A 25,648-nucleotide genomic window follows, 5' to 3' on the forward strand; every position below is an offset into this window, starting at 1 on the left:
CATCCGCTTCGATTTCATCTGCAGGATTTAACTGGACAACCCTTTGGTCAGCTCATATCCCACTTTATAGATGTCGCCTGCGCCCATCGTCAGCACAAGGTCGCCAGGTTTGAGCCGATGCTGCAAATCGGCAAGCACCTCCTGCTTCGATGGCAAATAACGAGCGCCGGCATTGCTGTTCTCCTTGATCAATTCGACCAGCTTGGAGGAATTCACGCCTTCAATGGCCTTCTCGCCCGCCGGCGAATAAATATCCGTGATGATCACTTCATCGGCTTCTCCAAATGCCCGGCTGAACGCATCGAGCAGGAAGAAGGTCCGCGTGTAGCGCTGCGGCTGGAATACGGCGATGATTCGCTTGCCCGTCGCTTTGGCCGCTGCGATCGTCGCCTGGATTTCCGTCGGATGGTGAGCATAGTCGTCGATAATCAGGATGCCGTTCTGTTCCCCAAGCACCTGGAAGCGGCGCTTCGCTCCATGGAAGTGACGCAACGCCACCGCGATCTCATCGAAAGGAATGCCTGCTTCCATACAGACGATGACCGTGGCCATCGCGTTGTAGACATTATGGCGGCCCGGCACCGACAGTTCCACCGTACCAAGCTCCAAGTCACCCTGCTTCATTTTGAAGATGACGCAGCGGTCGCCAAGATCGATCTCATGGGCCGTGTAGTCACATCCCGATTCGATGCCGTACGTAATGACCCGGCTCCGAACCTGCGGCAATAATTCCCGTACATTGTGATCGTCGCCGCAAACCACGGCTTTGCCGTCCGGTTTAATCTGGTTCAGGAACTGCACGTAGGCTTCCTTCAGCCGACTGAAATCCCCGCCGTAGTTCTCCAGATGGTCCGCCTCGATGTTGGTCACTACCCCCAGCGATGGGTAGTACTGCAGGAAGGAACCATCGCTTTCGTCGGCCTCCGCAACCACGCATTTTCCTTGCCCGGCTTTGGCATTGGTGCCCATGTCCATAATTTCCCCGCCGATAATGTAAGTCGGATCGGTTCCGCAATGTTCCATAACCAGCGCGATCATCGATGAGGTCGTCGTTTTCCCATGGGCTCCGGCCACCGCAACCCCCGTCCGTTCATTTAATAGCCGGGCGAGCATCTGCGAGCGGTGCAGCACCGGAATGCCTTGCTCTTGAGCCTCCAACCGCTCTACGTTGTCCTTCGGCAGCGCCGTCGAATATACGACGAGGTCTGCTCCATGAACGTGTTCAGCGGTATGGCCAATGTAAATTTTCGCCCCCTTCGCAGCGAGCTTCTCCGTCAACTCTTGGGAGGCAACGTCCGATCCCGTGACGGTATAACCCATTTCCAGCATCACGCGGGCAATGGCGCTCATGCCATAACCGCCGATACCGATAAAATGTACATGCTGTTCGGTCGTATTCAACAAAATGGTCACCAGCCTTTTTCAGAATCGGTTTGATGCAAAAGGGTCGCCCGCACGTCCGAGATCAGATACAACGTGCCGGTTACCACCCCAAGATCGTCCCGTTCCGTCCGTGACTCCAAAAGCGTAAGGGCTTTTCTCCAGTCACGTTCCACGATGATTTCCAAATCCGCCTTTGCTTCCGTCCCCTGTAGTTCGGCCACGAGTTCGTATAATGCATCGGCGTCCATTTTCCGGCGAAAATCGGGCTCGGTGAGAATAAGCGTATCCACTATTGGTAATATATGCTTCAAGTAGCCGTGATGATGCTTATTGGCCAGCATCCCCATCATCAAATGCAGCTTCCGGTATTGAAAGGCCTCCGGCAGGCTTTGCGCCAGCGAAGCGGCACCTTCCGGATTATGCGCACCGTCCAGTACCAGACGCGGCTCTTCCCGCACCACTTCCAGCCGTCCTGCCCAAAAAGCAGTGCGAAACCCGTCCTGCACCTGCTCATCCTCAAGGAGGAACGCCATATATTGACGCAGCACTTCCAGCACCATCATCACGCCCGCGGCGTTCTTGCATTGATGTTCTCCAAGCATACGGATCGTCAAATTCACGTCCCGGAAGGGACCCTTGAAATGCAATTGCTGTTCCCTGGCATCTACTGCAAGCCGCTCGTACCCAAACTGCTCGCCCATCAAATAGAGGGTTGAATGCTTGGATGCGGCCGTTTCCTTCAGCACAGCGACCGCCTCGGGCTGCTCGACGCAGCTGATTACCGGCACACCCGCCTTGATAATGCCCGCCTTCTCACGGGCAATTTGTTCAATTGTATCGCCAAGGACATCCATGTGATCGTAGCCGATATTCGTAATCAAAGAGACGATCGGAGTCACGATATTGGTCACATCCATCCTTCCCCCAAGACCGGTCTCCCATACTACAACATCGGGGTAACACATTTCCGCAAAATACAAAATCGCGATCGCCGTGCTCACTTCGAACATGGTTGGAGATCCCAGTTCGGTCCCGGCGATTTCCTCCACCAGCGGGGCCACACGATTCGCCAGCTCCAGCAGCGCGGTCTCGGGAATATCCTCCTCGTTATACTGGAATCGGTTGGTGAACTTCGTGATGTAAGGGGACGTATACGTCCCCACCTGATAGCCGCATTCACGCAACGTCCGGGTCAAAAAAGCGCAAGAGGAACCTTTGCCATTCGTCCCCGCTACGTGAATAAACTTCAGCCTCCGCTCGGGATGGCCCAATTTGTCCATCATCCGTTCGATCCGTTCCAATCCCGGCCGAATGCCAAACGGCAGCAGCCCGTTAATCCAATCGACCGCTTCAGCGTAGCTGTTCAACGGCAGCGGCCGTATTCCTTCGTCTGTACGATCCCCCATGTCTGTCACCTTCATCATTTACTCAACCCTTCAGCTCCGCGATCCGGGCCAGCACCTTGTCGCGTTTCTCGGAATAATCGGCCATCTTGGCTCGTTCTTCCTCGATTACCTTGGCCGGCGCTTTGGCCACAAAGCCTTCGTTGGCCAGCTTCTTCTCAACGCGTTCCACTTCCTTGTTCAGGTTGTCGAGCTCTTTCGTCAGCCGTTCGATTTCCTGGCTGATGTCAATCAGGCCCGACAGCGGCAGGAACAACTCGGCCCCGGTCACGACAGCCGTCATTGCCTTATCCGGAACCGCCGCATTCAGCGCTGCCTCATACTCCGAGGTGTTGCAGAACCGGCGAACGTAATGCTCGTTGCGTGCCAACACCTCCAGCACTTCCGCGCTGCCCGGCTTAATCACCAGCTCGATCTTTTTGCTCATGGGCACGTTCACTTCCGCGCGGATATTCCGCACGGCGCGGATGACGTCGATCAGCAGGTTCATTTCTTGAACAGCGTCCGGCGCTTCCAGCGAAGGCTCGTATTCCGGCCAAGCTGCCAGCATAATCGTCTCGCCGTCATGCGGCAAATGCTGCCATATTTCCTCGGAAATAAACGGCATAAACGGGTGGATCATGCGCAACGTCCGATCGAGCACATAGGCAAGAACCGATTGGGTTTTCTTCTTGGCCGCCGCATCTTCCCCGTACAGAGACAGCTTGGCGAATTCGATATACCAGTCGCACAGATCGTCCCAAATGAAGTTGTACAGCAGCCGGCCGGTTTCTCCGAATTCGTAAGCATCGATCAGGCGGGTGATTTCCTTGGCGGTCTCGTTCATCCGGTGCAAAATCCAACGGTCGGCCGTCGACAGATTACCGCTGATATCGATATCCTCAAACGCAACGCCTTCCAGGTTCATCAGGGCGAAGCGGGAAGCATTCCAAATTTTGTTGGCGAAATTACGCGCTTGCTCAACACGCTCCCAGCGGAAACGCAAATCCTGACCCGGCGTATTGCTGGTAGACAGCATGTAGCGCATCGCATCCGTGCCGTATTTCTCAATAACCTCCAATGGATCAACGCCATTGCCCAGCGACTTGGACATTTTGCGCCCTTCGCTGTCGCGAACTAGACCGTGCATCAGCACGTCCTTGAACGGTACCTCGCCGGTAAATTCCAGCGAAGTAAAGATCATCCGGGCCACCCAGAAGTAAATGATGTCGTAACCGGTCGAAAGCACTGACGTCGGGAAATAACGCTTGAGATCCGCGCTGTTCTCATCCGGCCAGCCGAGTGTGGAGAACGGCCAAAGCGCAGAGCTGAACCACGTATCCAGCACGTCTTCATCTTGTCTCAGATCGTCGCGACCCAGCTTGGCCCGCGCTTCTTCCTCACTGCGGGCGACCACCATTTCACCGGTCTCGTCGCAATACCAGGCCGGAATGCGATGTCCCCACCATAATTGACGGGAGACGCACCAGTCGCGTATGTTCTCGATCCAGTTCAAATAAATTTTCTCAAACCGATCCGGCACGAAATTCACGCCGTTCCCCGATTTTTGGGCTTCAATCGCCTTCTCGGCGAGCGGCTTCATCTTCACGAACCATTGGGTCGACAAATAAGGCTCAACCACCACGCCGGTTCGCTCACTATGGCCGACTTGATGCACGTGATCCTCGATTTTGATCAGCACGCCCATCTCCTGCAGGTCCTTGACGATTTGCTTGCGGCATTCGCTGCGATCCAGGCCTTGATATTTGCCGGCTTCGCTATTCATCGTCCCGGTCTCATCCATGACGTTGATCTGCGGCAGATTATGGCGCAAGCCGACTTCAAAGTCGTTCGGGTCGTGTGCCGGTGTAATCTTAACGGCGCCGCTGCCGAACTCTTTCTCAACATACTCATCCGCAATAATCGGGATTTCGCGGTCTACGATCGGCAGACGGAGCGTCTTGCCCACCAGATGACGGTAACGTTCATCCTCCGGATGAACGGCGACAGCGGTATCGCCAAGCATCGTTTCGGGACGTGTTGTCGCCACGGTGATGTGGCCGCTTCCGTCGCTCAACGGATACTGAAGATGGTACAGATGCCCATTGACCTCTTTGTACTCCACTTCGATGTCAGAAAGCGCGGTACGCGCCGCAGGATCCCAGTTGATAATATATTTGCCGCGGTAAATCAAACCCTTCTCATAGAGCTTGACGAACACCTCGCGAACCGCCTGAGACAATCCCTCGTCCAACGTAAACCGCTCGCGCGAATAGTCGAGTGAAGCGCCCATCTTGGCCCACTGCTCATGTATCGTTTCCGCATACTGGTCTTTCCAGGCCCATACTTGTTCGAGGAACTTCTCGCGCCCGAGGTCGTACCGCGACACGCCCTGCTCTCTAAGCCGCTGTTCCACTCTCGTTTGGGTGGCGATTCCGGCATGGTCCATTCCGGGCAGCCACAAGGCATCATAACCCTGCATCCGCTTGGTACGGGTCAAAATATCCTGCAGCGTCAAATCGAGCGCATGCCCGATATGCAGCATTCCGGTTACGTTGGGCGGCGGAATGACGATCGTATAGGGTTTGGCATCCGGGCGTTGTCCGGCCTTAAAGAAGCCGCTCTCCAGCCAATAGCGGTACCATTTCTGCTCCGCCGCTTTCGGATCGTATGTCGTCGGCATCTCCGCCGACGAGGGTTGTTGACCTTGATTTTCTGTCATCCTCTTCAACCTCCGTTACAAATAAGCATAGCCTTGGCGATCCCAAGATCGCCGTCTGGCGCCATCGCCTTAGCCCCTTCGGAGCCCAAGCCTAACGCCTTTTACCTGCAGCATTAGAAAAACAAAAAAAGCCCTTCGTCCAAAGGACGAAAGGCTTTGCTTTCGCGGTACCACCTTTGTTTCGCACATCGGCATTCGGCCTATCAGGCAACCGATCCAAAATATGCGACACTCATGCAGATAACGGTTGCTGCCGATCCGTTCTAACCCCATATGCCATGCGGCTCAAACGGACAACTCCCGGGCGACTTCGGCCAGCTACATATCCTGCGGAATCTCTCAGCCATGGGTTCCGCTCTCTGAAGGGTATGCTGTCTACTCTTCCCGTTCCAAGTCTTTGCCATAGATCTTATTACTTTAATCTATATTATCATAACTTGGAAAGGAACGGGAGTCAACAATCCGCCTTTTTTCGCGGGTTAAGCGTTAAGGAATGTACAAAATTTGCCCCTCATTCACCTGGTGCTCAGGCAGTCGGTTATACAGCTGCAGCTCCCGTGAGCTCAAGTGGTAGCGTTGGGCGATGTCGTCCAGCGTTTCTTCGCGCTGCACGATGACCAACCGGACTTTGCGGAATGGAGTTTGATCTTCGCTGCTGATGAACAGGTTCTTCCATCGAAGTTCTTCTCCTTCTCCTTGTTCTCCGCTTGCGCTCAAGCCAAGCAGCTCCGAGGTTTCGTCCGGCGTCCCCTCGGTTACCCGCGAGGAGGAGGAGATCAGCTTCGTCAGGCCGAAGCTCTCTCTTCCGCTCTCGTCGCCCTTTTTGGCACCCAATGCGATCTTCATTTCCTTCTTCTCTTCAGGCTGGGCATTCGGCCCTTGATCGGCTTCAGAGACCACTACCGTCTCGGCATCCGCTTCGCCTACCGCTTCATTTGGTGCAGCAGCCGCTTCTTCGTTCGCTTCATTCGAAGCGGGTTCCAGCTCCGCCGCCTCGACCCCTAAAGCTTCGCTGGCACGTTCATTCAGCTCGAAGTCGTTCGAAGGGCGGACCTCTTCCTTAAACCATATATCCGCGTCTGACGCCTCTGCGGAATCGGCAAAAGTTTCCACCGCGGCGCCAAAGTCGGCAGCGGATTCCTTGTCCGCCCATGGATTGGACTCCTGGAAGGCGGAGACATCCTCCGTCCAGGCCAGAACCTCCTGCGGCTCGTCCGCATTTCGTTTTTGTGCGTTGAGCACATCCTCCGGAAACGCCTGCCAGGAAGCGAATTGAGGAACTTGCGGAACCCCTTCTTCCTGCGGTTCCAGTTCCGATACCGCCTCGGGCTTGGCTCCTTCTGCTTCTTCAGCTTCGCGGGTTAACGAGTTCCAGGAAAATACCGGCTCGTGACGGATTTCGTCCGCGAGCAAGGGTGTCGCCGTCGTCGATTCAACGGGATCAAAGTCTTCCGGCTCCGAAGCGGCTAAATCCGTTTCCGATTCCGGTTCGTCTCCCCGGATTGCGGATACGACATGTGCCGTTGTGAACTCCCGATCCTTCCAAGCCTCTTGCTCGGACAGCAGGGAGGACGTTTCCACGCCCTGAAGCGACAAGACCCCCGTAATGTTTAGACTGCGCGAGCTGAGCAGGTCGACGTCGAAATTTTCGATTTCCACGGTGATATCCTCCAACCGGTTCACCCGGCTAAGCGGTATCGTAATTTCAACGGGAATATAATGCGCAAGCTCCCTCGTCTCCCCTTCTCCCCGGTACTGCCCCGACAACAGCAAATGGCCGCGCAGCGCGGCATACTCCTCCCCGGGAATCACCTGGATTTTCGGATAAAGCTCAATTTCCTCCAACTCTTCAATGCCGATCACATCTTCAGAAAGATGGATGCGCTCGTAAATATCAAACCTGAGACCATAGGATTGATCAGCCAACACGTTACCTCCTTTCAGCATATCCAGACCTGATTAAAAATCGATGGATCATGATCGAAATCATCCTCGTTTAATCTATATGCTTTAAAAAGGAGTGCATGCCTGCTTTTTGCCTCCGCGGCGATCACACTGCACTGTTCTACCGGCACGCCCGTTAACGGAGGCGCTCACGCAAACGAATCAGATCCGGGGGCCAGGGATCGTCGATCTCTACCGTTTCTCCGGAGAGCGGATGCGGGAACAACAGCCGCTCGCCATGCAGCGCTTGGCGCGGCAGCCATTTCGCGCTTCCGCCATATAGCGAATCGCCTGCAAGCGGGTGACCCGCCGCGCTTAGATGGACGCGAATTTGATGGGTCCGGCCGGTCTCCAGAGTCAGCCTCACGAGGCTGATTTCGTGCCGCGGATAGACCTCCAGCAGCTCCACGTGCGTGATCGCCGGCTTGCCGCCGGGGGATACCCGGCGCCGCTGGGGATGATGCCGGTCCCGGCCGATCGGCTGGTCGATAACCTTAAGCCGAGGGCTGACGATGCCCTGCACGAACGCGATGTAGGTGCGGCCGATTTCCTTGCGGCTCATCGCTTCGTCCAGCTTCAACTGAGCGTATTCATTTTTGGCGAACAGCACAGGCCCGGACGTATATTCATCAAGCCGGTGAATATGGGCTGCGGCGATCGGCTCGCCAAGGTTGGCATACCATCCGGCTACGCGGTTGGCAAGCGTGTCCGACGAAGCCGCTGTCTCGCGGGCAGCTCCCCTCGCATTCTCGCCGCCGTCCGGATGGACTTTTAGCCCTGCCGGCTTGTGCACGACAAGGCAAAAATCATCCTCGTATAACAGTTGAAGCTCCGCCTCATGCGGAGCATACTGCGAAGCTCTGGGCGGAAAGGCCCGCAATCGCAAGCGGTCCCCGGCAAGCTTGATCCCGCCTTCCGCGAGCAGCTTGCGTATGAGCTTGGGAGGAGCCTGCAGCCCCTCCCCCAGCCAAGCTGCCGCTGCATCCAGGCGGTCTTGCCCTTCGCGCACAGACAGCTTGCCGGGCATCAGCTCGAGCCATTCGCCGCGCCGCATCCAGGTCAGCTTGGCGCTCACAGCTTTTGCAGCGCCAAGCGATGCGCTTCGACGGTTAATTCGATATCTTCGTCCGTATGCACGCCGGAGACGAACATCCCCTCGAACTGCGATGGCGCCACGTTGATCCCCTGTTCAACCAATGCCGCGAAGTAACGGCGGAACAGGTCGAGGTCACTCGTTTTGGCCGTATCATAGTTGATAACTTTCTCCTCGGTAAAAAACGGACAAACCATCGAACCCACACGATTGATCGTGCACGGAATCCCCCGTTCTTTGGCGTTGCGTGCCAACCCTTCTTCAAGTTTCGCTGAAAGGCGCTCCAGCCGATCGTACACCTCCGGCGTGAGCAGCGACAGCGTCGTATAACCGGCAACCATCGCCAGCGGGTTCCCGCTCAGCGTCCCGGCTTGATAAATCGGCCCGTTCGGCGCGATTTGCTCCATGATTTCGCGTTTCCCGCCGTACGCTCCAACGGGCAGCCCGCCGCCGATGACTTTGCCGAGGCAGGTCAAATCCGGCGTAATCCCGAAGCGTCCTTGCGCACAGTTCAAATGAACGCGGAAGCCCGTCATCACTTCGTCGAAAATCAGCAAACTGCCATATTGCTCGGTAATACGGCGAAGTCCTTCCAGGAATCCCGGCAGCGGAGGGACAACGCCCATGTTCCCGGCCACCGGCTCAACGATGACGCCGGCGATCTCCTCGCCGAAACGCTCAAATGCCAATTCGACAGAGGCCAAATCGTTATACGGTACCGCAATCGTATTCGCGGCGACGCCCTCCGGCACCCCGGGGCTGTCCGGCAGCCCTAGCGTAGCGACACCGGAACCCGCCTTGATCAGCAGACTGTCGGCATGGCCGTGATAGGAACCTTCGAATTTCATAATTTTACTGCGGCCGGTATATCCCCGCGCCAAGCGAATCGCGCTCATCGTCGCTTCCGTTCCCGAGTTGACCATTCGCACGACATCGATCGATGGAACCCGCTCTGCGACCAGTTGGGCCATTTGCGTCTCCAGCAGCGTGGGCGCTCCGAAGCTTGTCCCTTTGGCGGCCGTCTCCTGCAGGGCACGAACCACTTCCGGATGAGCATGCCCCATAATCAGCGGGCCCCAGGAACCCACATAATCGATAAAGCTGTTGCCGTCGATATCATAAATCCGGGAACCGCTCCCGTGCTCGATGTACATTGGCGTTAAGCCTACGGATTTAAACGCCCGCACCGGGCTGTTGACCCCGCCGGGCAGAACCCGCTTTGCTTCCTCGAAAGCCTGCCGCGATTGTTCCTCGCTGCGCCGGCCAATCGTGTTATTGCTCATCGATACCCCTCCTCTGATGTCCCTCAAGGTCGCCCTTCGCACGATTATCCCTTTGATTAAGGGGAGCTGGGACCGGATTGAGGCGAGCTCTTCTCCCGTAACCTGGCTCTCTGATCAAAAGGGATAATCGTGTAAAGCGTCCGACCCGTATGTGTATTGATTTTCCGATCCCCTGCTGAGCTTACGATTGCTCGCGCAGCCAACGAGCCATATCCTTGGCGAAATACGTAATGATGATATCCGCACCTGCCCGCTTCATACCAAGCAGCATTTCGGTGACGATCGCCCGCTCGTTGATCCAGCCTTGCTGTGCAGCCGCTTTAACCATCGAATATTCCCCGCTCACGTTATAAGCGACTAACGGCAGATCAAATTGATCCCGCAGCAGGCGCAGGATGTCCATGAAGGCCAGCGCCGGCTTAACCATCAGCATATCCGCGCCTTCCATCACATCGGATTCCGCTTCCCGCAAGGCCTCCCGGACGTTCGCCGGGTCCATTTGGTACGTCTTCCGGTCGCCGAACTGCGGCGCCGAGTCAGCCGCCTCACGGAAAGGCCCGTAGAAAGCGGAGGCATATTTCACGGAATACGACATGATCGGCACATGGCTGAAGCCGGCTTCATCAAGCCCGGAACGGATCGCTTGCACGAATCCATCCATCATATTGGACGGGGCGATGATGTCGGCGCCTGCGCGCGCTTGAGAGACCGCTGTTTTCACCAGCAGCTCCAGCGACTCGTCATTCATCACATCGCCGCACACCTGCCCGTCGCGTTCAAAGGTATGCACCATGCCGCAGTGGCCATGGTCGGTAAATTCGCATAAGCAGGTGTCGGCAACAACCAGCAAATCCGGATACCGCGACTTAATGACCCGCGTCGCTTCCTGCACGATGCCGTCCTCCGCAAAACCCGAGGTGCCCACACTGTCTTTCGTTTCCGGAATCCCGAACAGCAATACCGCTGGTATGCCCAGATCAACGATCTCCTTCACTTCCTCCTCCAGCGTATCCAGCGAGAAATGAAACACGCCGGGCATCGACGAAATTTCATTTTTGACGCCGCTCCCGTAGGTTACGAAGATCGGTTGGATGAAGTCGTCCACCGTCAGGACGGTTTCACGCACCATCCCGCGAATCGCAGCCGACTGACGCAGCCGGCGATGTCTTACAATCGGAAAATTCATGATTGATTCCCTCCTAAGTATGCAAGCACGGGGTCAAGCCTCCGTGTTAAAAAAACTTCCGTCCACCGAAGCCGTCCGCGCTTTCCAGGCGCACAACGCTTGAATCAAGCTCTCAATCGTCGCCTCTTCCGCAAGAATTGACACATTCAGGCCGGCTTCTTCCGCCGTTTTTGCCGTGACCGGGCCGATACAGGCGATCGCCACGCCCCGGAGCGCAGCGGCCGGATCGGCTACGCCCATCCCGGCCAACGCAGCCAGCAAATTCGTCACCGTCGACGAGCTGGTAAAGGTCACGGCGTGGATGCGGCCCTTCTCGAGCAGCTTCAGCAGCTCGTCGTCCGCTTCCTCTGCCGGCACCGTCCGGTACATGACCGCCTCGGTGACGGTCAGCCCCTGCTCACGCAAGGCGGCGGGCAGCCAGGCCCGGGCGAGATCGCCGCGGGGCAGCAGCACCTGCTGTCCCGGCTGCAGCTCGCCGCCGTACGTTTCCATCAGGCCCTCGGCCTGGAACTTGCCCGGCAAGCCTTCCGCTGCGATGCCGCGCTGGCGCAGCGCGGCCTGCGTTGCCGGCCCTACGGCGGCGATCCTCGCCTTGTGCAATGCCCGCACATCTTTCCCCAGTCTCTCCAGGTGCGAGAAGAAATACTCCACGCCGTTCACGCTCGTGAAGAACACCCAATCGTACCGTTCGAGCTGTGCCAGTGCATCGTCGGTCTCCGCCATCACGCGACCCTCCGGCATCACGATGTCGATCACGGGGAACTCATACGGCTCCCCGCCGAGATCTTCGATGCCGCGTACCAATTCGCTGGCCTGCGAACGGGAGCGGGTCACGAGAATCCGCTTGCCGAACAGCGGCAGCGATTCCGACCACTGGAGCTGCTCTCGCTGGCTCACCACTTCGCCGACAACCGTGACGGCCGGCGGCTTGAAATCCGCCTCGCGCACCTTCTGCTCAATGTCCGCAAGCGTACCGATCAGCGTCTCTTGCTCGGCTCTCGTTCCCCAGCGGATGAGCGCAACCGGCGTTTCAGGCGGCCTTCCGTAATGCATTAGCTGCCTGCTGATGTGCCCAATGTTGGCCACGCCCATCATGAACACCAGCGTGCCGGTCGCGTTGGTCACCTTCTCCCAGTTGATGGACTCGTCGAGCTTGTCCGGGCTCTCATGGCCCGTAATAATCGACACGGATGACGCCATGTCCCGGTGGGTGACGGGAATCCCGGCATAAGCCGGCACGGAGATGGCAGCCGTAATTCCCGGCACAATTTCATAAGGAATACCGTGCTTGCGCAGCAATTCAGCTTCTTCGCCGACGCGGCCGAATATCGTCGGGTCCCCGCCCTTCAAGCGAACGACCGTCTTGCCCGCGAGCGCCAAATCGACCAGCAGCTGATTGATATGCTCCTGCTTCATCGTGTGGCGGTCCGTACGTTTGCCGACATAAATTTTCTCCGCCCCGGCTTTCGCTCTTCGCAACAGGCTGGGGTTGGCAAGTCGATCGTAGACGATGACATCGCCTTTCATCAGGCAATCAAGCCCTTTCAGCGTAATCAATCGCGCATCCCCGGGGCCTGCGCCAACCAGATAAACTTTACCGGCCATTCTCTCCATCACTCCCCGGTTTCTTGTAATAAGGCAGCCGCTCCCAGGGAGATCAGCCGTCCGGCAACCTGCTCTCCCAGCTCGACCGGATCCGTCCCCTCAGCACTTTCCTTCAAAATCGTTCCCCCGTCCGGCGAACCAACCATTCCCGTCAATTGCAGACGCGGTTGACCGCTAGATTCAGATCCGCCTTCCTCCGGCAGCAGAGTTGCGTAGGCTCCAATCGGCACCTGGCAGCCCCCGTTCAGAACGCCGAGGAATCGGCGCTCCGCCGCAACCGTCACCGCGGTGTCCGGGTCATTATATAAGGATAGAAGCCGGCGCACCTCGGCATCTTCTTCGCGGCATTCGATACCAAGCGCCCCTTGGCCAACCGCAGGCAGACAGACCTCCGCAGGAAGAAAAGCCGTAATTCGATGCTCCCAGCCCATCCGGTATAACCCGGCCGCGGCCAAAATAATCGCATCGAAACCTTCCTCCTCCAGCTTGCGCAAGCGGGAATCAATATTGCCGCGGATCGGCTCCAGTACGAGATCTGGACGATAGGCCTTCAGTTGGCTGGCTCGGCGCAGGCTGCTGGTCCCGACCTTGGCGCCTTGCGGCAGCTCATCGAGGCTCAGACCGCTTCTCGATATCAGCGCATCCCGCGGGTCTACCCGCCGTGGCACCGCGCCGTTGATTAGCCCGTCCGGCAGTACGGACGGCATATCCTTCATACTATGTACCGCCAAGTCGATTTCCTTATCCAACATCGCTTGCTCGATTTCCTTGACGAACAACCCTTTGCCGCCCACCTTGGATAACGTCACATCCAGGATTCGATCTCCCTTGGTCACAATCTTGCGGATTTCAAAATCAAACGGCAGCTGATGCTCCCGGCAAAGCGCCTTCAAATCGTCGATGACCTGTCCCGTTTGCGTTAAAGCCAACTGGCTTTGTCTCGTCCCCACCACGATCGTTCGTTTCGTCATGCTTATTCCTCCGTCTGTTCCTGGATCCAGGCCGCCATCGCCGCTTCGCTCCACGGGCGGAAGCTCCCTTCCCGAATCGAGGTCAAAATATCGGTCTCGGCCAATCTTCTGAGCAGGTGCTTCCGCTTGTCGGGATCGCTGATCTGCTCTTTGATATAAGCCCGTGCAGCGCTCAAATAATCGATATACTGTTCATAATCCTCGCCAAAATGTTCGTCCATCTCCCGAATCAGCTCCCGCGTTGCCGCAGGTCCTGCTCCCGATGTCGAAACGGCCACCACCAGTCCGCCGCGACGCCATACGCCGGGCGTAATCATGCTGCCGCGCGCGCCGTCTCCCGCATCATTTACGGGAATGCCCAACGCTTCAGCTTCGGCGGTAACCGCCGCATTGACCTCCGGCCGATCCGTCGCGGCGAAGGCAAGGAACGCTCCGGCAAGATCCCCCTGCCGGTATTCGCGTTGCATCCAATCGACCAGACGCCGCTCACGATGGAGGCGCTCCAGGCCTTCGGCAAGCACAGGACTGACCACGACGGTATGCGCGCCCGCTTGGATTAACATCGTCGCCTTCCGCTCAGCTACCGGCCCGCCACCGATCACAACGCAGCGCCGGCCGGCCAAATTCAGCAGGACGGGCACGTAATAAGGCATGGCGTTCCCTCCCAAACCCTTATTTCAACTGTTAATAGCATACCCTACCCTGCCGCATTTTTCCATGTCTCATCCCCTCAAAAAAAGCCCTTCCCCCTCGGCTTCAGCATCGAATCAGCCATGCGATTCGGGTGCATCCGGCAGAGGGCTCAGGGCGTTCTTGAGGCCTGGCTTATAAAGTTTATACGGACACCTTGGCCAGCGGGAGCGAAGGCTCCGGATCAAAAGAGGCCCGGCTTTGAACCACATCCGGGAGATCCGGTACGTCATCGGATGATTCCCGGGGCGGCAGCATCGCTTGGGATTCCGAGGAGGAGGCCGCCTCCTCTCCGGAAGACACCTCTTTGTCAGCATTCAGACGATCCTCGAGCGCAAAGATCTGCGTAAACAGCTGCAAAGCTTCCGTGCCTTGGCCTTCACCGGCCAGCTCCTTGATTCGATTAATCGGGTCATGCATCATTTGGTTCAGAATGCTCTTGGTCAAGCGGCGGATCACCTTGCGCTGCCGGTCATCCAGCTCCGGCAGCTTGTTGAAGAGACTGTCCAGCGTGCTCTCGTGAATATCGGATGCCTTCTCCTGCAGCGCTCGAATGACCGGCTTCACGCCAAGGGTTTGCAGCCACGTTGCGAAGGCGGCCATTTCCTCTTCGATCATCGCTTCGATCTTGACCGCTTCCGCGCGGCGCATCTCCATATTGCTCTCGACGATCCCTTCCAGATCGTCAATATCATACAGGAATACCTGTTCCAGCTCGCCGATGGCCGGCTCGATGTCCCGCGGCACGGCGATATCGATCATAAACAACGGGCGGTTCGGCCGCCCTTTCATGCTCCGTGCAACCTGGGCCGAAGTGATGACATACCCCTCCGCTCCGGTTGAGCTGATCAGGATGTCGACCTCTTCCAGGCGTTCCATCGCTTCCTGCATCGTGCAAGGGACACCGCCGCATTTCGCGGCGAGCTCTTGGGCGCGGGCATACGTCCGATTGGCCACCAGCACTTCTTCCGCGCCGCCGCCGCTCAGATGCTTCGCCGTCAGCTCGCTCATTTTGCCGGCGCCCAGGATCAACACGCGTTTTCCTTCGAAACTGCCGAAAATGCGTTTCCCCAATTCAACGGCAGCGTAGCTGACCGATACGGCGCTTTCGCCGATCGCCGTCTCGGAATGAGCCCGTTTGCCCAGCGTTACCGCTTGCTTGAACAGCATATTAAACCAAGTTCCGGTGCCTTTCTCGCTTTGCGACAGCAAGAACGCATTCTTGACCTGACCGAGGATTTGCGTTTCCCCCAGCACCATGGAATCCAAGCCTGCAGCCACTCGGAATAGATGGCGAATGGCTTGTTCATCCTCATACATATATAAATGGCGGGTAAATTCTTCGCGCGGAACCCCAAACCAGCGTTCCATAAAGCTGCGAACGAAAGCCCCGCACATGTGCAGACGATCGACAACGACGTAAATTTCCGTACGATTGCAGGTGGCGATAATCACGCCTTCCAATACACTCTTGGTGCGTAAGAGCTCCTGCAGCGCTTGCGGCATGTCCTTGTCTGTAAAAGAAAAACGTTCCCTGACTTCCACAGGCGCCGTCCGATAGTTTAACCCAACTACGACGATGTGCATTGCAAGTTCACCTGCCTTGAATAGATGTCGATAACATTTATCGCAAATAAACTGTGTTAATTATATCACAGTCACCCCCGGCTCCCCGGGGATTTATATGAGTTTTTTATGAATTATTTATGAAATTCAATCATTCAAAACAAATAACCATGGAAGCCCCATGGTTATCCTATTTTGCCCAATTTTTCAAAAAATCTATCCCTGTCTAAACGAATTCCGCTTGATTCGAGCCCGGTTCGGCGACTTCCAGTTCGCCCATCCCCCGAATCAGCTTCTTCGCATACGTTTTCTCCGGATTCAAGACGGACACCAGGTAATCGATCGCCAGCTGCGGATCCACCATCTCCCCGCAGGTATAGCAATCAATGGCAGCAAACCCTCTCTCAGGATACGTGTGAATCGAGAGATGGCTCTCCGACAACATCACAAGCACAGTGGCTCCCTGCGGTTCGAATTGCCTGGACTGAATGGACAGAATGGTAGCTCCGCAAGCTTCCGCCGCTTCTACCAAGTGGGCTTCCAACAACCCGGCGTTGTTCAGCACCTCATAGTCGACTCCCCAAGCATCAACCGCAACGTGTCTTCCGAAAGTTGAATATTCCATCTTCCGGCTCCCCCTTCCTAGGAACAAAATGTTTGAACAAATTTCATCCGCTAGGACCTACGTCATTCACTTCCCGAGGGAAAACTCTCTCGCAACATCTCCATGTCCTGAGTGAATCCTGGTTCCTATATTCTTTTCAACGTGATTAAAAGTAACATCTATCCCGTACAAATGCAATACTTTTTTACTTTTTATCCCGGTCCTATCCTATTCACGGCTCTGCAATTTGGATATAAGAAAATCAGGCACTGAGGAGCGATAGTATATCCTAACGCGTCCACAGTGCCAACATTCTGCAAAGTTATTGTGCCGATCACCCTGCGCTATTCCCGTTCAAGCAAAATTACTCCGCGCTCTGAGGCTCCAAACAGAGCCGAATCAAATCATCCACATCTGCTGTAGCAAGACATTCCACCGTATCGGCAGCACCGTAGTAAATCTTCACCTCGCCGGAATCTTCGAGCAGCATGCCCCCAGGGAAGATGACATTATTGCGGAAACCGCCTGAGACCTCATAGTCTACCTCGGGTACGAGGAGCGGTGACTTGTAAATCCCGCGCACGCGGCTCGGATTGTCAAGCTCCAGCAGCATGATCCCTGCTGTATAGCGCTTCTTCCAAGAAGGCTCCCAGCCGTTCTTGCCGCGTGTCGGGTCCAGATCAACCGCATGGAACGTGGTAAGCCAGCCTTGCTCCGTCTTGATCGGAGGAGCCCCTGGGCCGATCTTGTCATTCGCAAAGGGGACCTGCTCCACGGTCAGAAGCAGCTCTGCATCCCCCCAATAGCGTAGATCGTTCGAGCGGCTCAACCACATATCGAACCGATCCCTGCCGCCCCGGCTATATACCGTGAACGGGCGCTCCAAACGTACATACTGACCGCCAATCCTCTCCGGAAACAGGACCATATTTCGATTATCCGGCACGGACAGACTAAGTACCTCGAACGAGTGGAAATCATCCGTAACGGCAATTCCGCCACGTATACCATGCTTGGTATCTACTGCAAAGCAAAGATAGCAGCGACCCTCAATCACGGTAAGCCGCGGATCGTATACTCGCTGAACCTCCTCATCATGCCAGCTCCAGCATGGAGTCGGCTCGACCGTCCAGTTTACCCCGTCCTCACTGAAAGCCAGCCCCAGATTCGTAGTATGGCTCGGGTATACCTGTTCTCCCTGTTCATTGCCATAGTCATTGCGGAATACCATCACATACTTGCCCTGAAATTTGGCAACCCCCGCATTGAAGACCATTGCCGGATGATAAGGCACATCCTTGGGGGCAAGGACCGGATTAGCTGGATGGCGATAAATGAGCTTGCTCGATTCGATTGGAAATCCAAGATTGGCTTGCATCGGTTTCTCCCCTTCTCCCCTCATCACTAAGCTGCCTGCATGGCAGTTTACTGCTGAAAATCGCTGATATAAAGCACATTGTCCGCCTTCTCCTTAAGCCAATTGCTGAAGTATTCATCAATTTTGGTCCCGCCCGCATTGTTCCACAGCGCCTGTACATCAGCGAGCGCCTGATCGGTCGTATATTTATCCCCGCTGACAATCGACTTTCTCCAAATATCACCGATGGTTTCCGTATTTTTGGCAATCACTTGCAGATCGGACGGCAATCCTGGCCAGTTGATAATCGGATGTGCGTATGGTCGATTCGGATTAAGAAAAGCGGCATGTGCAGCATCAATCAGTTCACTAAACGCCTTCTCTTCCGGGAGATCCAAGTTCAGCTTGACCTCAGCCTGCTCCTTCTCCGGCAATGTCCCGATAAAGCTCAGCATATTGAAATCCAGCATGCCTACGAGTTCAGCCTTATTCTTCTCCGCATCAATCGGGATCGCAACACCGTCTGCATCCTTGTTATAGTGAACACCCTCAATCCCGTTCTTAAGCGTCATGGCCGTGTCTTGATCAACCAGGAAATCAATATATTTCATAACCGCTTCCGGATCCTTGGCATTGGCATTGATAGCGCCCGTCATCTGAACCGGTGATTTATATTTGGGATTAAATGCGCCAAATTGGCTTTCTGGCAGTGGAACCGGCTCAATCACCGCTCCGGGATCATTCTTCAACAAGGATTTGTACGCTTCCAGCAGCAAGGCATTGTCAATCCCGCTGCTCGACAGATAAATGCCCAGCTTTCCGCTTACCCAGGTTTGCTTGGCAACTTCGCCCGTCTTGTCCGTCAGGAAATCCTTATCCACGATACCTTCTTCAAACAAGCGCTTCTGGAAATCCGCTGCCGCCTTAGCCTGCTCGCCTACCGTTGGATTAACCAGTTGACCGTCCTGTACAAAACGGCTGCCATTATTGAACATCGCATTGATGACCGATTCTGCATTATTGCCGCCCATGTTCATCCCGAATGTGTCTTTCTCTCCGTTCCCATCCGGATCTTGCTCCCGGAATGCCTTAGCCACCTCATAGAGTTCCTCCGTCGTGGTCGGCATTTCCAACTTCAGCTTATCCAGCCAATCCTTGCGAATCAGCATGTAGTCATTCGTCTTCATCCCCAGGATTCGGCCGACTAAATAGGTACCGCCATCATCCATCTTTCCAAGCGTGAGCAACTGCGGGTATTCCTCCGTCATCTTCTTGTAGGTGGTGCTGTGATTAGCAATCAGGTCATCAAGCTTGAGCAGTTGCTTCTGCCCATACAGCTGATTGAGGAAGTTGCCGTCATACTCCAGAATCAGATCCGGCGCATCTCCCGATGCAAACAACAGATTCAGCTTCTGCACCTGCTCTGAGCGCGGGAATGGAATGAAATCAACGCCTACAGGACTATGTTCATTAATCCATTTGGACCAGATGTTATTGTCCACCGTACCTGCTGCTGGCGGCACATTCCCACGATCATACAAAGTCACGGTAATTGTGCTGCGATCCGCAGCTGATTTGTCCCCATTCGCAGACTTATCTCCTGCAGCCGATTTCTCATTCCCTGTTCCGCATGCCGCAAGCACCAGGGTGATCAGCATAGTCGTTGCAATCAGCAGCGCACTTTTGTTCCTCATCTTCATCTTACAACCCCCATTTAATTAATAGGCTTTACCGTAACAACAGCAAGACAATTCCTGCCTCTAACCCTTGACCGCACCAATCATGACACCCTTAACGAAATACTTCTGCAGAAAAGGATATACGACCAGCATCGGAATGAGCATCACGAACAACGCAGCGGCCTTGATGGATTCCGGGGTCATCTGCTGCACGCTCTCCGATTGGAGATTATTCATCTCCTGCAGCATCGTCTGGCTCTGCACCATCTGTTGAACCATCACTGCAAGATTATATTTGGTCGTATCGTGAATATAAATCATCACACTGTAGAAGGAATTCCAATAACCGACCGCATAGAACAGCGTTAAGGTTGCAATGACCGGCATGGATAATGGCAATACGATTCGCAGCAGCTGTCTGTACTCTCCGCAACCATCGATCTTGGCCGACTCAAGCACCTCGTCAGGGATGCCCTCGAAGAAGGTTCGCATGACCAGCATGTTGTACGTGCTGACCAGCCCCGTCAGCCACAATGACCAATAGCTGTTGATCAGCCCCAATGCCTTCAGGACGAGAAAGGTCGGGATCGTTCCGCCGCCGAATAGCATAGTGAAGACAATAATCAACGTAAAGGTTCTCCGTGCATAGAAATGCCGCCTCGATAACGGATAGGCCGCCATCACCGTAAAGAGCATACTTAGACTTACCCCAACAACGGTGAGGGTGACACTGTTCGTAAACGCTTCCAAGATTCGCGTACCCACAAACAGCGAACGATAAGTCTCGAAGCTCCAGCCCACCGGCCACAGCGTAACAATCCCGGACAGGATCGCATGATTATCACTCAAGGATACAGCCATCAGATGAATCAGCGGCAGCAAGCAACTAAGTCCAGCCAATGTCAGTATCACGTAGTTAAATGCATAAAACCATCTCTCACCTCGTGTTGTTCTCATGGCCCCACTCTTCCTCCCTCTGTATCAGCAGCTTTCTGATTGCATAGGGTCTTGTTTACCACAGGCCGTTGCCGAATCTCCGAGCAACCAGATTGGCGCTGAACACCAGCACAAAGCCCACAATGGATTCGAACAAGCCCATAGCCGAGGTTAAGCTGAACTGTCCACCTTGAATACCTACCTTGTAGATATAAGTACTGATAACCTCCGATACGTTGTACACCCCGGAATTCTGCAGGACATACACAGGATCGAAGCCTACACTCATCACATTGCCCATCTGTAAAATCAGCAGCAGAACGATTGTAGCGCTAATGCCGGGCAAGGTGATATTGAGGATCTGCCGCCATTTGCTGGCACCATCCATACTCGCCGCCTCATAGAGGGAAGGGTCGATGCTTGTGATCGCAGCCAGGAAAATAATCGTGCTAAATCCGGCCTCTTTCCAAATCCCCGCTCCGAGGAAAATGGCAATCCAGGATCCCTCATCGTAGAGGAAGGGAAAGGTATTGCCCGTCATCCGCTCCAGAACGGCATTGATAATCCCGTGTTGCTCGGCAAACATCGTCACTACGATCCCGCCAACGATGACCCATGAGAAGAAATGCGGGAGATAAACGAGGGTCTGCACCCATTTCTTGAACCATTGTCTGCGTACTTCATTCAGCAGAATAGCGAGCAGGATCGGGATCGGGAAGCCGACAACAATATTCAAGACGCTAAGCACCAGCGTATTACGAATAATGTTAATTGTCTGCGGGTTGCTGAAAAGAATCTTGAAGTTGTCCAACCCGATCCAAGGACTATGAAGAATGCCGTCTGTAAAATTGTAGTTCTTGAACGCCATAATTGCGCCGAACATCGGTACATACTTGAAGATCAAGTAGAATAGGAGTACAGGCACAAATAATGAGAGCAACGGCAGGTTTTCTCTGAATCTCCGCTTGGCCTCACGTCGGCGCTGACCCTTACGCAACTCCAGTGCACCGCCAGTTGAGTCTGCCACAGGCAACCTCCTTCAATCCTTAATCAATCAAAGAATGAATAACCATTTTGCTTATGATGTGGTACCACCCATACCTCGACTATAGGTCAGCGGCTTCTAGAGGGGCAATCGTCAAGTTTCTGCTGATCTCCATTTGGTAGAATATTGACCCAATTTATCATTGCGTTAAATCCAGATGATCGACGTTTTTACGAAAAACGGCAGACTCGCGAAAAAAAGGCCTGTATCCGTCATCCAAATCGGATAACTGAACAGGCTCAAAGCGATTGATTTTCCTGCTTGCGATAATCACCGGGCGTCATGCCATAATGCTTCTTGAAGCTGCGAATAAAGGTCATCGGGTTCGTATACCCTACTTGCAGCGCAATCTGCTGAATCGCTTCACTCGTCTCCAGCAGCAGACGCTCCGCATGGTTCAAGCGAATCTTGGCCAGGAAGTCAACAAATTTATCACCGATTTCTTCACGAAACAAGGCGCTCATATATTTGCCGCTGATCCCAAATTGCTCCTCCAGCATGCTCAATGAAAGGTCCGGATTCGCATAGTGCTGCTCAATATATTGCCGCACCTCTTTCATTCGGCTATGATGCTTGCGCGACTCGCGGTATTCCGCGAGCCGGCCGTCCATCTCGGTCAAGAGAGCTGTGAGTTGCTGCCGGGTCTCTTCAATCGTCTCCATCCCCTGCAACATACGTTCCAAAACCGGGTACAAATCATGATTCCATAGCGATTGCCCCCCATCCGAGAGCTCCATCAATTCTCTGCGCAGCATTCGGGTCATCTGATTAATCAGATAGTATACATCGCTCTTGGCAAAGCCGCCGGCGCTCAGTTCCTGGAACAACAGATGAAGCTCGTCTTTCCAGCGTTCTTCGCCGATCCGATAGGCGTGAGTAAGAGAACGAATCTTGGGAATCAGTCTATAGACCTCTCGCTGACTCTCAACCTGCAGTTCTTCATAAGCTATCACACGTCCGCTGCCCTGAATGAACTTGTCATTCAGAGCCTCCTGAGCTTCCGCGTGAATCAGATACAGCTGCTCCGGATCCGAGATCACCCTGCCGAGTCCAATCGAGACCGTGAAATCAAGATTGCTTCTGACCCAGTCTGACAGCTGAGCCGCAATCGCATGGACCTTCTCCTGGAGCCCTTCTCGTTCCTTCCTATCCAACGAATCCTCTTCGGCTAGTCGCTCGGTACCGTCCGTGTCGACCAGCAAAATCGTCAGCCTTGGACCCTCCAGCCACTCCGCCCAAATATTCACCGCATGTTGACCCGAGAGTTCTCGTACTACACTGTTCATAACAAACTGAAATAGAAACTGATCCCGTGTAGAATAACGATCGGCGAATTCCCCATAATGGTCGATCTCAACAATCCCCACCGACAGCTGTGTGGAAAAATCACATACTTTCAGCTTGGCAGCTTCCTTCTTCCATTCATCCCGATTCCAGATTTCGGTGCCGGCTACCAACTCACGCAGCTTATGCCGACGCTTGAAGATCAAGCTTTCTTCCTGTTCACGCTCATATTCGAGTACCTGTGCAGTGAGATACTGGAAGGCCTCTTCGATAATTTTCAGCTCATCTTTGGTCGGCTGCGACTGCGGCTGAAAGATCTCATGCTGAGCGGAGTGAAAGTAAATAATCCGCTGCATGATCGTATGAATGGGCTTGTATTGATTGCGTGCGGTATAGACGATCCAGGCAATGCCTAATATCAACAAAATCACGGATATCCCAATCATCAAGGTGAACAGCCCCGAGGTGAAGGTATACACCGAGCCATCCTGGATGCCCGTGGCAATCGTCCAGCCTGTATAGTCCGATACAATGCGATGCAATTCCTCCATCTTGTCCGGGAGCGAAGATTTGAAGATTTCCTCACCATTGCTGCCAATTAATCTGGCGCTGCTAATATCCGCCGCCTGGTTCATTTCTGCAATCAATTGCTGCAGCTTGGATACTTTCACATTGACAACAATAAGTCCGCTCTCCCCTTTGGGAGGAGGGTAAGCGCTTACTAAAGAAACCACATCTCCAAACTGGTCCGAATATTTGTTATAAGGGGAGCGTGCATTCGACCATTTGTGATCCCGCTCGCTGTGTTCCAGCCAATTTCGAATAAACGCCTGATCGCCATGCTTCTCCAGCGGTAAATTCATCGTATCCGACAACACGGTGTCATCCGCGGAGCGATACAGATAAATCGAATCAATTAACGGTAATGATAGCTTGATCTTATCCAGTTCTCTAGAGATTTCATATTTATAGAAATATCGTTCGCCCAGTTCCTTCTCATAAAAATAAGCCGCGAGCTTCTCATTCTGCAGCGCCGCATTCAACACCTGCGTCTCAACTGCCTTGAGATTGAAATCAATGATCTGCTGCACATGCTCTGCAAATACCCCATTGGCACGAACAACATCTTGTTTGGATTGCTGGACCGTCGACAGGATGGTCGCGCCTAACAGCACAAAGATGATGAACAATAACAACGGCAGATACGAAAGTATCTGCTTTTTGAACCACCATCGACTCATGATTCGCCTCCAATCATCCTGCCGTTCAGTCATGTTATCCTTATGTACCCCTACTTTTCAAATTATTGTAGGTTATTTGGACTACATCCGTCAATCCGGCTGCCTCAATCGATCCTCGATTCAACTTTAACAGTAGTTACAGCAAAAAAAGATCCTTCAAGGATCTCCCTGAAGAATCTTTACGCTGAATAACTGTACCGGTTAAGCTTCAAGTGCAAAGAGCCGGCGCGAGCAATTCCGAAGCTCGTCGTCAATCTGGCCAAGGACTGTCGGCTGGCTTGCTACAAACCGCTGATCCAGAAGCTGATTGATCCGGGTATGGATCGACTCGATTTCCTGCTCAACGGCTTCATTGCGATATATGCTCTGAAGTTCAGCAAGGGTATCCTTGAGCTCGAATACTAATTTGTACGATTCTCTCGAATACTCGACGATCTTACGCACTCTGCCATTCTCGTAATAATACATCATCATGAATCCGTTATAAATTCGGGTAACCATTCCGGATCCTTTAAACGCTGCGAACAACAGTCTCATCACATTCGTCAAATGGGGCTTCTCCAAGCGGAAAGACATTTCGCAGACATAAGAACCGTCCATACGTTCAAACGGCAGATGGACTTCCTCCCCGCCGTCATCCTCCAGTACGACCTCTTGCCCGCCATTGTCAAGCACCTTGACTCGCTGGCGCACGTGAGGATCGTATACTTTATGAACAAACTGCGACATCTGGACTTCCGTTAAACGCATACGGGCATTGACATACTCTGTGGCTAACCGCTGAGCCATACAAATCTCCTCAATTCTTCATCGCTTTATCATAATTATACACTACGATTCCCGTCGTACGCTCAGCGGCCAAAACGTGAATTCTTGCCATTTTCCAGAAAAAACGGCATTAAGCCGTTTTTAACCTGAACAATCCCGCTGCATGCTCACTTTCCTGCTAAAACTGCTTCAAATCCCTTCTGCATCCATCGAATTCTTAACTTTTTCCATTTTCTGTTTCAGTGACATCGGGACTTCCAGTCGGGGTCTCCTCCGCAAGCTCCGCATAACGCGCAATTTGCGCCCATAACTCGTCCTTCCCAATCCCCTCTTCCGCGGAAAAGAGAATCAGCGGATCGCCCGCCCGCAGCACCAGACCTTCCTTAATGATCTTGAGATGCTTCTGCCAGCGCGATTTCGGAATCTTGTCGGCCTTGGTGGCGACCACGCAAACGGGCAAATCATACGCCTTCAGCCAATCGTACATGAGCTCGTCGTCTTTGGTTGGCGGATGCCGTAGATCGATAATCTGCAGGACCAGCTTGAGGGTCTCCCGCTCCTGCAAGTATTTCTCGATCATTTTCCCCCAGACTTCCCGCTGCGACTTGGACACCTTGGCATATCCGTACCCGGGCACGTCCACGAAATACAGCTTGTCATTGATCCGGTAGTAGTTGAGGTGCTGGGTTTTGCCGGGGGTCGAGCTGGTACGCGCCAGGTTCTTGCGGTTAATCATCCGATTGATCAACGACGATTTGCCCACATTGGAACGCCCTGCCAGAGCGATCTCCGGCAAGGCGTCCTCAGGATATTGGTTGGGACCGACGGCGCTGATGATAAATTCAGCCTTGGTTACCTTCATCATTCAATTCCTCTCTTGGCGATGGCGCGGACCCGCGCCTCACCTTT

At 54.2% G+C, this 25,648-nt stretch carries 19 protein-coding genes and 1 other annotated feature; all 19 genes read right to left on the minus strand.

What is annotated here, in order from left to right; genetic code table 11:
* Positions 1-27: 27 nt before the first annotated feature.
* The 19 genes from murC to yihA all read right to left on the minus strand — a co-directional run bounded on the left by murC (position 28) and on the right by yihA (position 25,601).
* Positions 28-1,350, minus strand: coding sequence for a UDP-N-acetylmuramate--L-alanine ligase (gene murC / locus BN3795_RS02130; protein ID WP_408634998.1), 1,323 nt, complete (start codon positions 1,348-1,350; stop codon positions 28-30).
* Positions 1,351-1,409: 59 nt separating this feature from the next.
* Positions 1,410-2,804: a bifunctional folylpolyglutamate synthase/dihydrofolate synthase gene (locus tag BN3795_RS02135; RefSeq protein WP_110944972.1), complete on the minus strand. Its 1,395-nt coding sequence runs from the start codon at positions 2,802-2,804 to the stop codon at positions 1,410-1,412.
* A 7-nt stretch (positions 2,805-2,811) separates the two neighbouring features.
* Positions 2,812-5,487, minus strand: a complete 2,676-nt coding sequence (locus BN3795_RS02140) for a valine--tRNA ligase (RefSeq protein ID WP_068783109.1) — start codon at positions 5,485-5,487, stop codon at positions 2,812-2,814.
* 139 nt (positions 5,488-5,626) lie between these two features.
* Positions 5,627-5,888: a binding site (T-box leader), on the minus strand.
* An 85-nt stretch (positions 5,889-5,973) separates the two neighbouring features.
* Positions 5,974-7,413, minus strand: coding sequence for a LysM peptidoglycan-binding domain-containing protein (locus tag BN3795_RS02145; RefSeq protein WP_068783110.1), 1,440 nt, complete (start codon positions 7,411-7,413; stop codon positions 5,974-5,976).
* 154 nt (positions 7,414-7,567) lie between these two features.
* Positions 7,568-8,506, minus strand: a complete 939-nt coding sequence (locus tag BN3795_RS02150) for an RluA family pseudouridine synthase (protein WP_068783111.1) — start codon at positions 8,504-8,506, stop codon at positions 7,568-7,570.
* A complete protein-coding gene (gene hemL, locus BN3795_RS02155; RefSeq protein ID WP_068783112.1) occupies positions 8,503-9,807 on the minus strand; it encodes a glutamate-1-semialdehyde 2,1-aminomutase in 1,305 nt (434 codons plus the stop codon). The genes BN3795_RS02150 and hemL overlap by 4 nt, the downstream gene beginning before the upstream one ends.
* Positions 9,808-9,988: 181 nt before the next feature.
* Positions 9,989-10,993, minus strand: coding sequence for a porphobilinogen synthase (gene hemB, locus BN3795_RS02160; RefSeq protein WP_068783113.1), 1,005 nt, complete (start codon positions 10,991-10,993; stop codon positions 9,989-9,991).
* Between the two features lie 33 nt (positions 10,994-11,026).
* Positions 11,027-12,598, minus strand: coding sequence for a uroporphyrinogen-III C-methyltransferase (gene cobA / locus BN3795_RS02165; protein ID WP_068783114.1), 1,572 nt, complete (start codon positions 12,596-12,598; stop codon positions 11,027-11,029).
* Between the two features lie 8 nt (positions 12,599-12,606).
* Positions 12,607-13,569, minus strand: coding sequence for a hydroxymethylbilane synthase (gene hemC / locus BN3795_RS02170; RefSeq protein ID WP_068783115.1), 963 nt, complete (start codon positions 13,567-13,569; stop codon positions 12,607-12,609).
* A gap of 2 nt (positions 13,570-13,571) precedes the next feature.
* Complete coding sequence (locus BN3795_RS02175) at positions 13,572-14,222, minus strand: precorrin-2 dehydrogenase/sirohydrochlorin ferrochelatase family protein (protein WP_068783116.1); 651 nt, start codon at positions 14,220-14,222, stop codon at positions 13,572-13,574.
* 181 nt (positions 14,223-14,403) lie between these two features.
* Positions 14,404-15,846 carry a glutamyl-tRNA reductase gene (gene hemA, locus BN3795_RS02180; protein WP_068783117.1) on the minus strand — a complete coding sequence of 481 codons (1,443 nt, stop codon included), beginning with the start codon at positions 15,844-15,846 and terminating at the stop codon, positions 14,404-14,406.
* A 205-nt stretch (positions 15,847-16,051) separates the two neighbouring features.
* Positions 16,052-16,450, minus strand: coding sequence for an adenosylmethionine decarboxylase (gene speD / locus BN3795_RS02185; protein ID WP_068783118.1), 399 nt, complete (start codon positions 16,448-16,450; stop codon positions 16,052-16,054).
* Between the two features lie 343 nt (positions 16,451-16,793).
* Positions 16,794-17,807: a glycoside hydrolase family 130 protein gene (locus tag BN3795_RS02190; RefSeq protein WP_068783119.1), complete on the minus strand. Its 1,014-nt coding sequence runs from the start codon at positions 17,805-17,807 to the stop codon at positions 16,794-16,796.
* A 47-nt stretch (positions 17,808-17,854) separates the two neighbouring features.
* Complete coding sequence (locus BN3795_RS02195; RefSeq protein ID WP_068783120.1) at positions 17,855-19,486, minus strand: extracellular solute-binding protein; 1,632 nt, start codon at positions 19,484-19,486, stop codon at positions 17,855-17,857.
* A 60-nt stretch (positions 19,487-19,546) separates the two neighbouring features.
* A complete protein-coding gene (locus BN3795_RS02200; protein ID WP_068783121.1) occupies positions 19,547-20,422 on the minus strand; it encodes a carbohydrate ABC transporter permease in 876 nt (291 codons plus the stop codon).
* 55 nt (positions 20,423-20,477) lie between these two features.
* On the minus strand, positions 20,478-21,428 hold the full coding sequence (locus tag BN3795_RS02205) for an ABC transporter permease (RefSeq protein WP_110944951.1): 951 nt from the start codon (positions 21,426-21,428) through the stop codon (positions 20,478-20,480).
* Positions 21,429-21,685: 257 nt separating this feature from the next.
* Positions 21,686-23,971 (minus strand): helix-turn-helix domain-containing protein, encoded by a 2,286-nt coding sequence (locus BN3795_RS02210; protein WP_068783122.1) that lies wholly within the window; start codon positions 23,969-23,971, stop codon positions 21,686-21,688.
* Between the two features lie 201 nt (positions 23,972-24,172).
* On the minus strand, positions 24,173-24,760 hold the full coding sequence (locus BN3795_RS02215) for a non-ribosomal peptide synthetase module (protein WP_068783123.1): 588 nt from the start codon (positions 24,758-24,760) through the stop codon (positions 24,173-24,175).
* A gap of 196 nt (positions 24,761-24,956) precedes the next feature.
* Positions 24,957-25,601 carry a ribosome biogenesis GTP-binding protein YihA/YsxC gene (yihA, locus tag BN3795_RS02220; protein ID WP_068783271.1) on the minus strand — a complete coding sequence of 215 codons (645 nt, stop codon included), beginning with the start codon at positions 25,599-25,601 and terminating at the stop codon, positions 24,957-24,959.
* Positions 25,602-25,648 lie beyond the last annotated feature (47 nt).

It is taken from the genome of Paenibacillus phocaeensis (assembly GCF_900021165.1).
GTDB classification, from domain to species: Bacteria; Bacillota; Bacilli; order Paenibacillales; family Paenibacillaceae; genus Fontibacillus; species Fontibacillus phocaensis.

Bases quoted from the DNA above. Each gene is read 5' to 3' on its own strand.
- murC (WP_408634998.1), bottom strand. From the start codon at position 1,350: ATGAGCGCCATTGCCCGCGTGATGCTGGAAATGGGTTATACCGTCACG.
- BN3795_RS02135 (WP_110944972.1), bottom strand. From the start codon at position 2,804: ATGAAGGTGACAGACATGGGGGATCGTACAGACGAAGGAATACGGCCG.
- BN3795_RS02140 (WP_068783109.1), bottom strand. From the start codon at position 5,487: ATGACAGAAAATCAAGGTCAACAACCCTCGTCGGCGGAGATGCCGACG.
- hemL (WP_068783112.1), bottom strand. From the start codon at position 9,807: ATGAGCAATAACACGATTGGCCGGCGCAGCGAGGAACAATCGCGGCAG.
- hemB (WP_068783113.1), bottom strand. From the start codon at position 10,993: ATGAATTTTCCGATTGTAAGACATCGCCGGCTGCGTCAGTCGGCTGCG.
- cobA (WP_068783114.1), bottom strand. From the start codon at position 12,598: ATGGCCGGTAAAGTTTATCTGGTTGGCGCAGGCCCCGGGGATGCGCGA.
- hemC (WP_068783115.1), bottom strand. From the start codon at position 13,569: ATGACGAAACGAACGATCGTGGTGGGGACGAGACAAAGCCAGTTGGCT.
- BN3795_RS02175 (WP_068783116.1), bottom strand. From the start codon at position 14,222: ATGCCTTATTACGTGCCCGTCCTGCTGAATTTGGCCGGCCGGCGCTGC.
- hemA (WP_068783117.1), bottom strand. From the start codon at position 15,846: ATGCACATCGTCGTAGTTGGGTTAAACTATCGGACGGCGCCTGTGGAA.
- speD (WP_068783118.1), bottom strand. From the start codon at position 16,450: ATGGAATATTCAACTTTCGGAAGACACGTTGCGGTTGATGCTTGGGGA.
- BN3795_RS02190 (WP_068783119.1), bottom strand. From the start codon at position 17,807: ATGCAAGCCAATCTTGGATTTCCAATCGAATCGAGCAAGCTCATTTAT.
- BN3795_RS02195 (WP_068783120.1), bottom strand. From the start codon at position 19,486: ATGAAGATGAGGAACAAAAGTGCGCTGCTGATTGCAACGACTATGCTG.
- BN3795_RS02200 (WP_068783121.1), bottom strand. From the start codon at position 20,422: ATGAGAACAACACGAGGTGAGAGATGGTTTTATGCATTTAACTACGTG.
- BN3795_RS02210 (WP_068783122.1), bottom strand. From the start codon at position 23,971: ATGAGTCGATGGTGGTTCAAAAAGCAGATACTTTCGTATCTGCCGTTG.
- BN3795_RS02215 (WP_068783123.1), bottom strand. From the start codon at position 24,760: ATGGCTCAGCGGTTAGCCACAGAGTATGTCAATGCCCGTATGCGTTTA.
- yihA (WP_068783271.1), bottom strand. From the start codon at position 25,601: ATGAAGGTAACCAAGGCTGAATTTATCATCAGCGCCGTCGGTCCCAAC.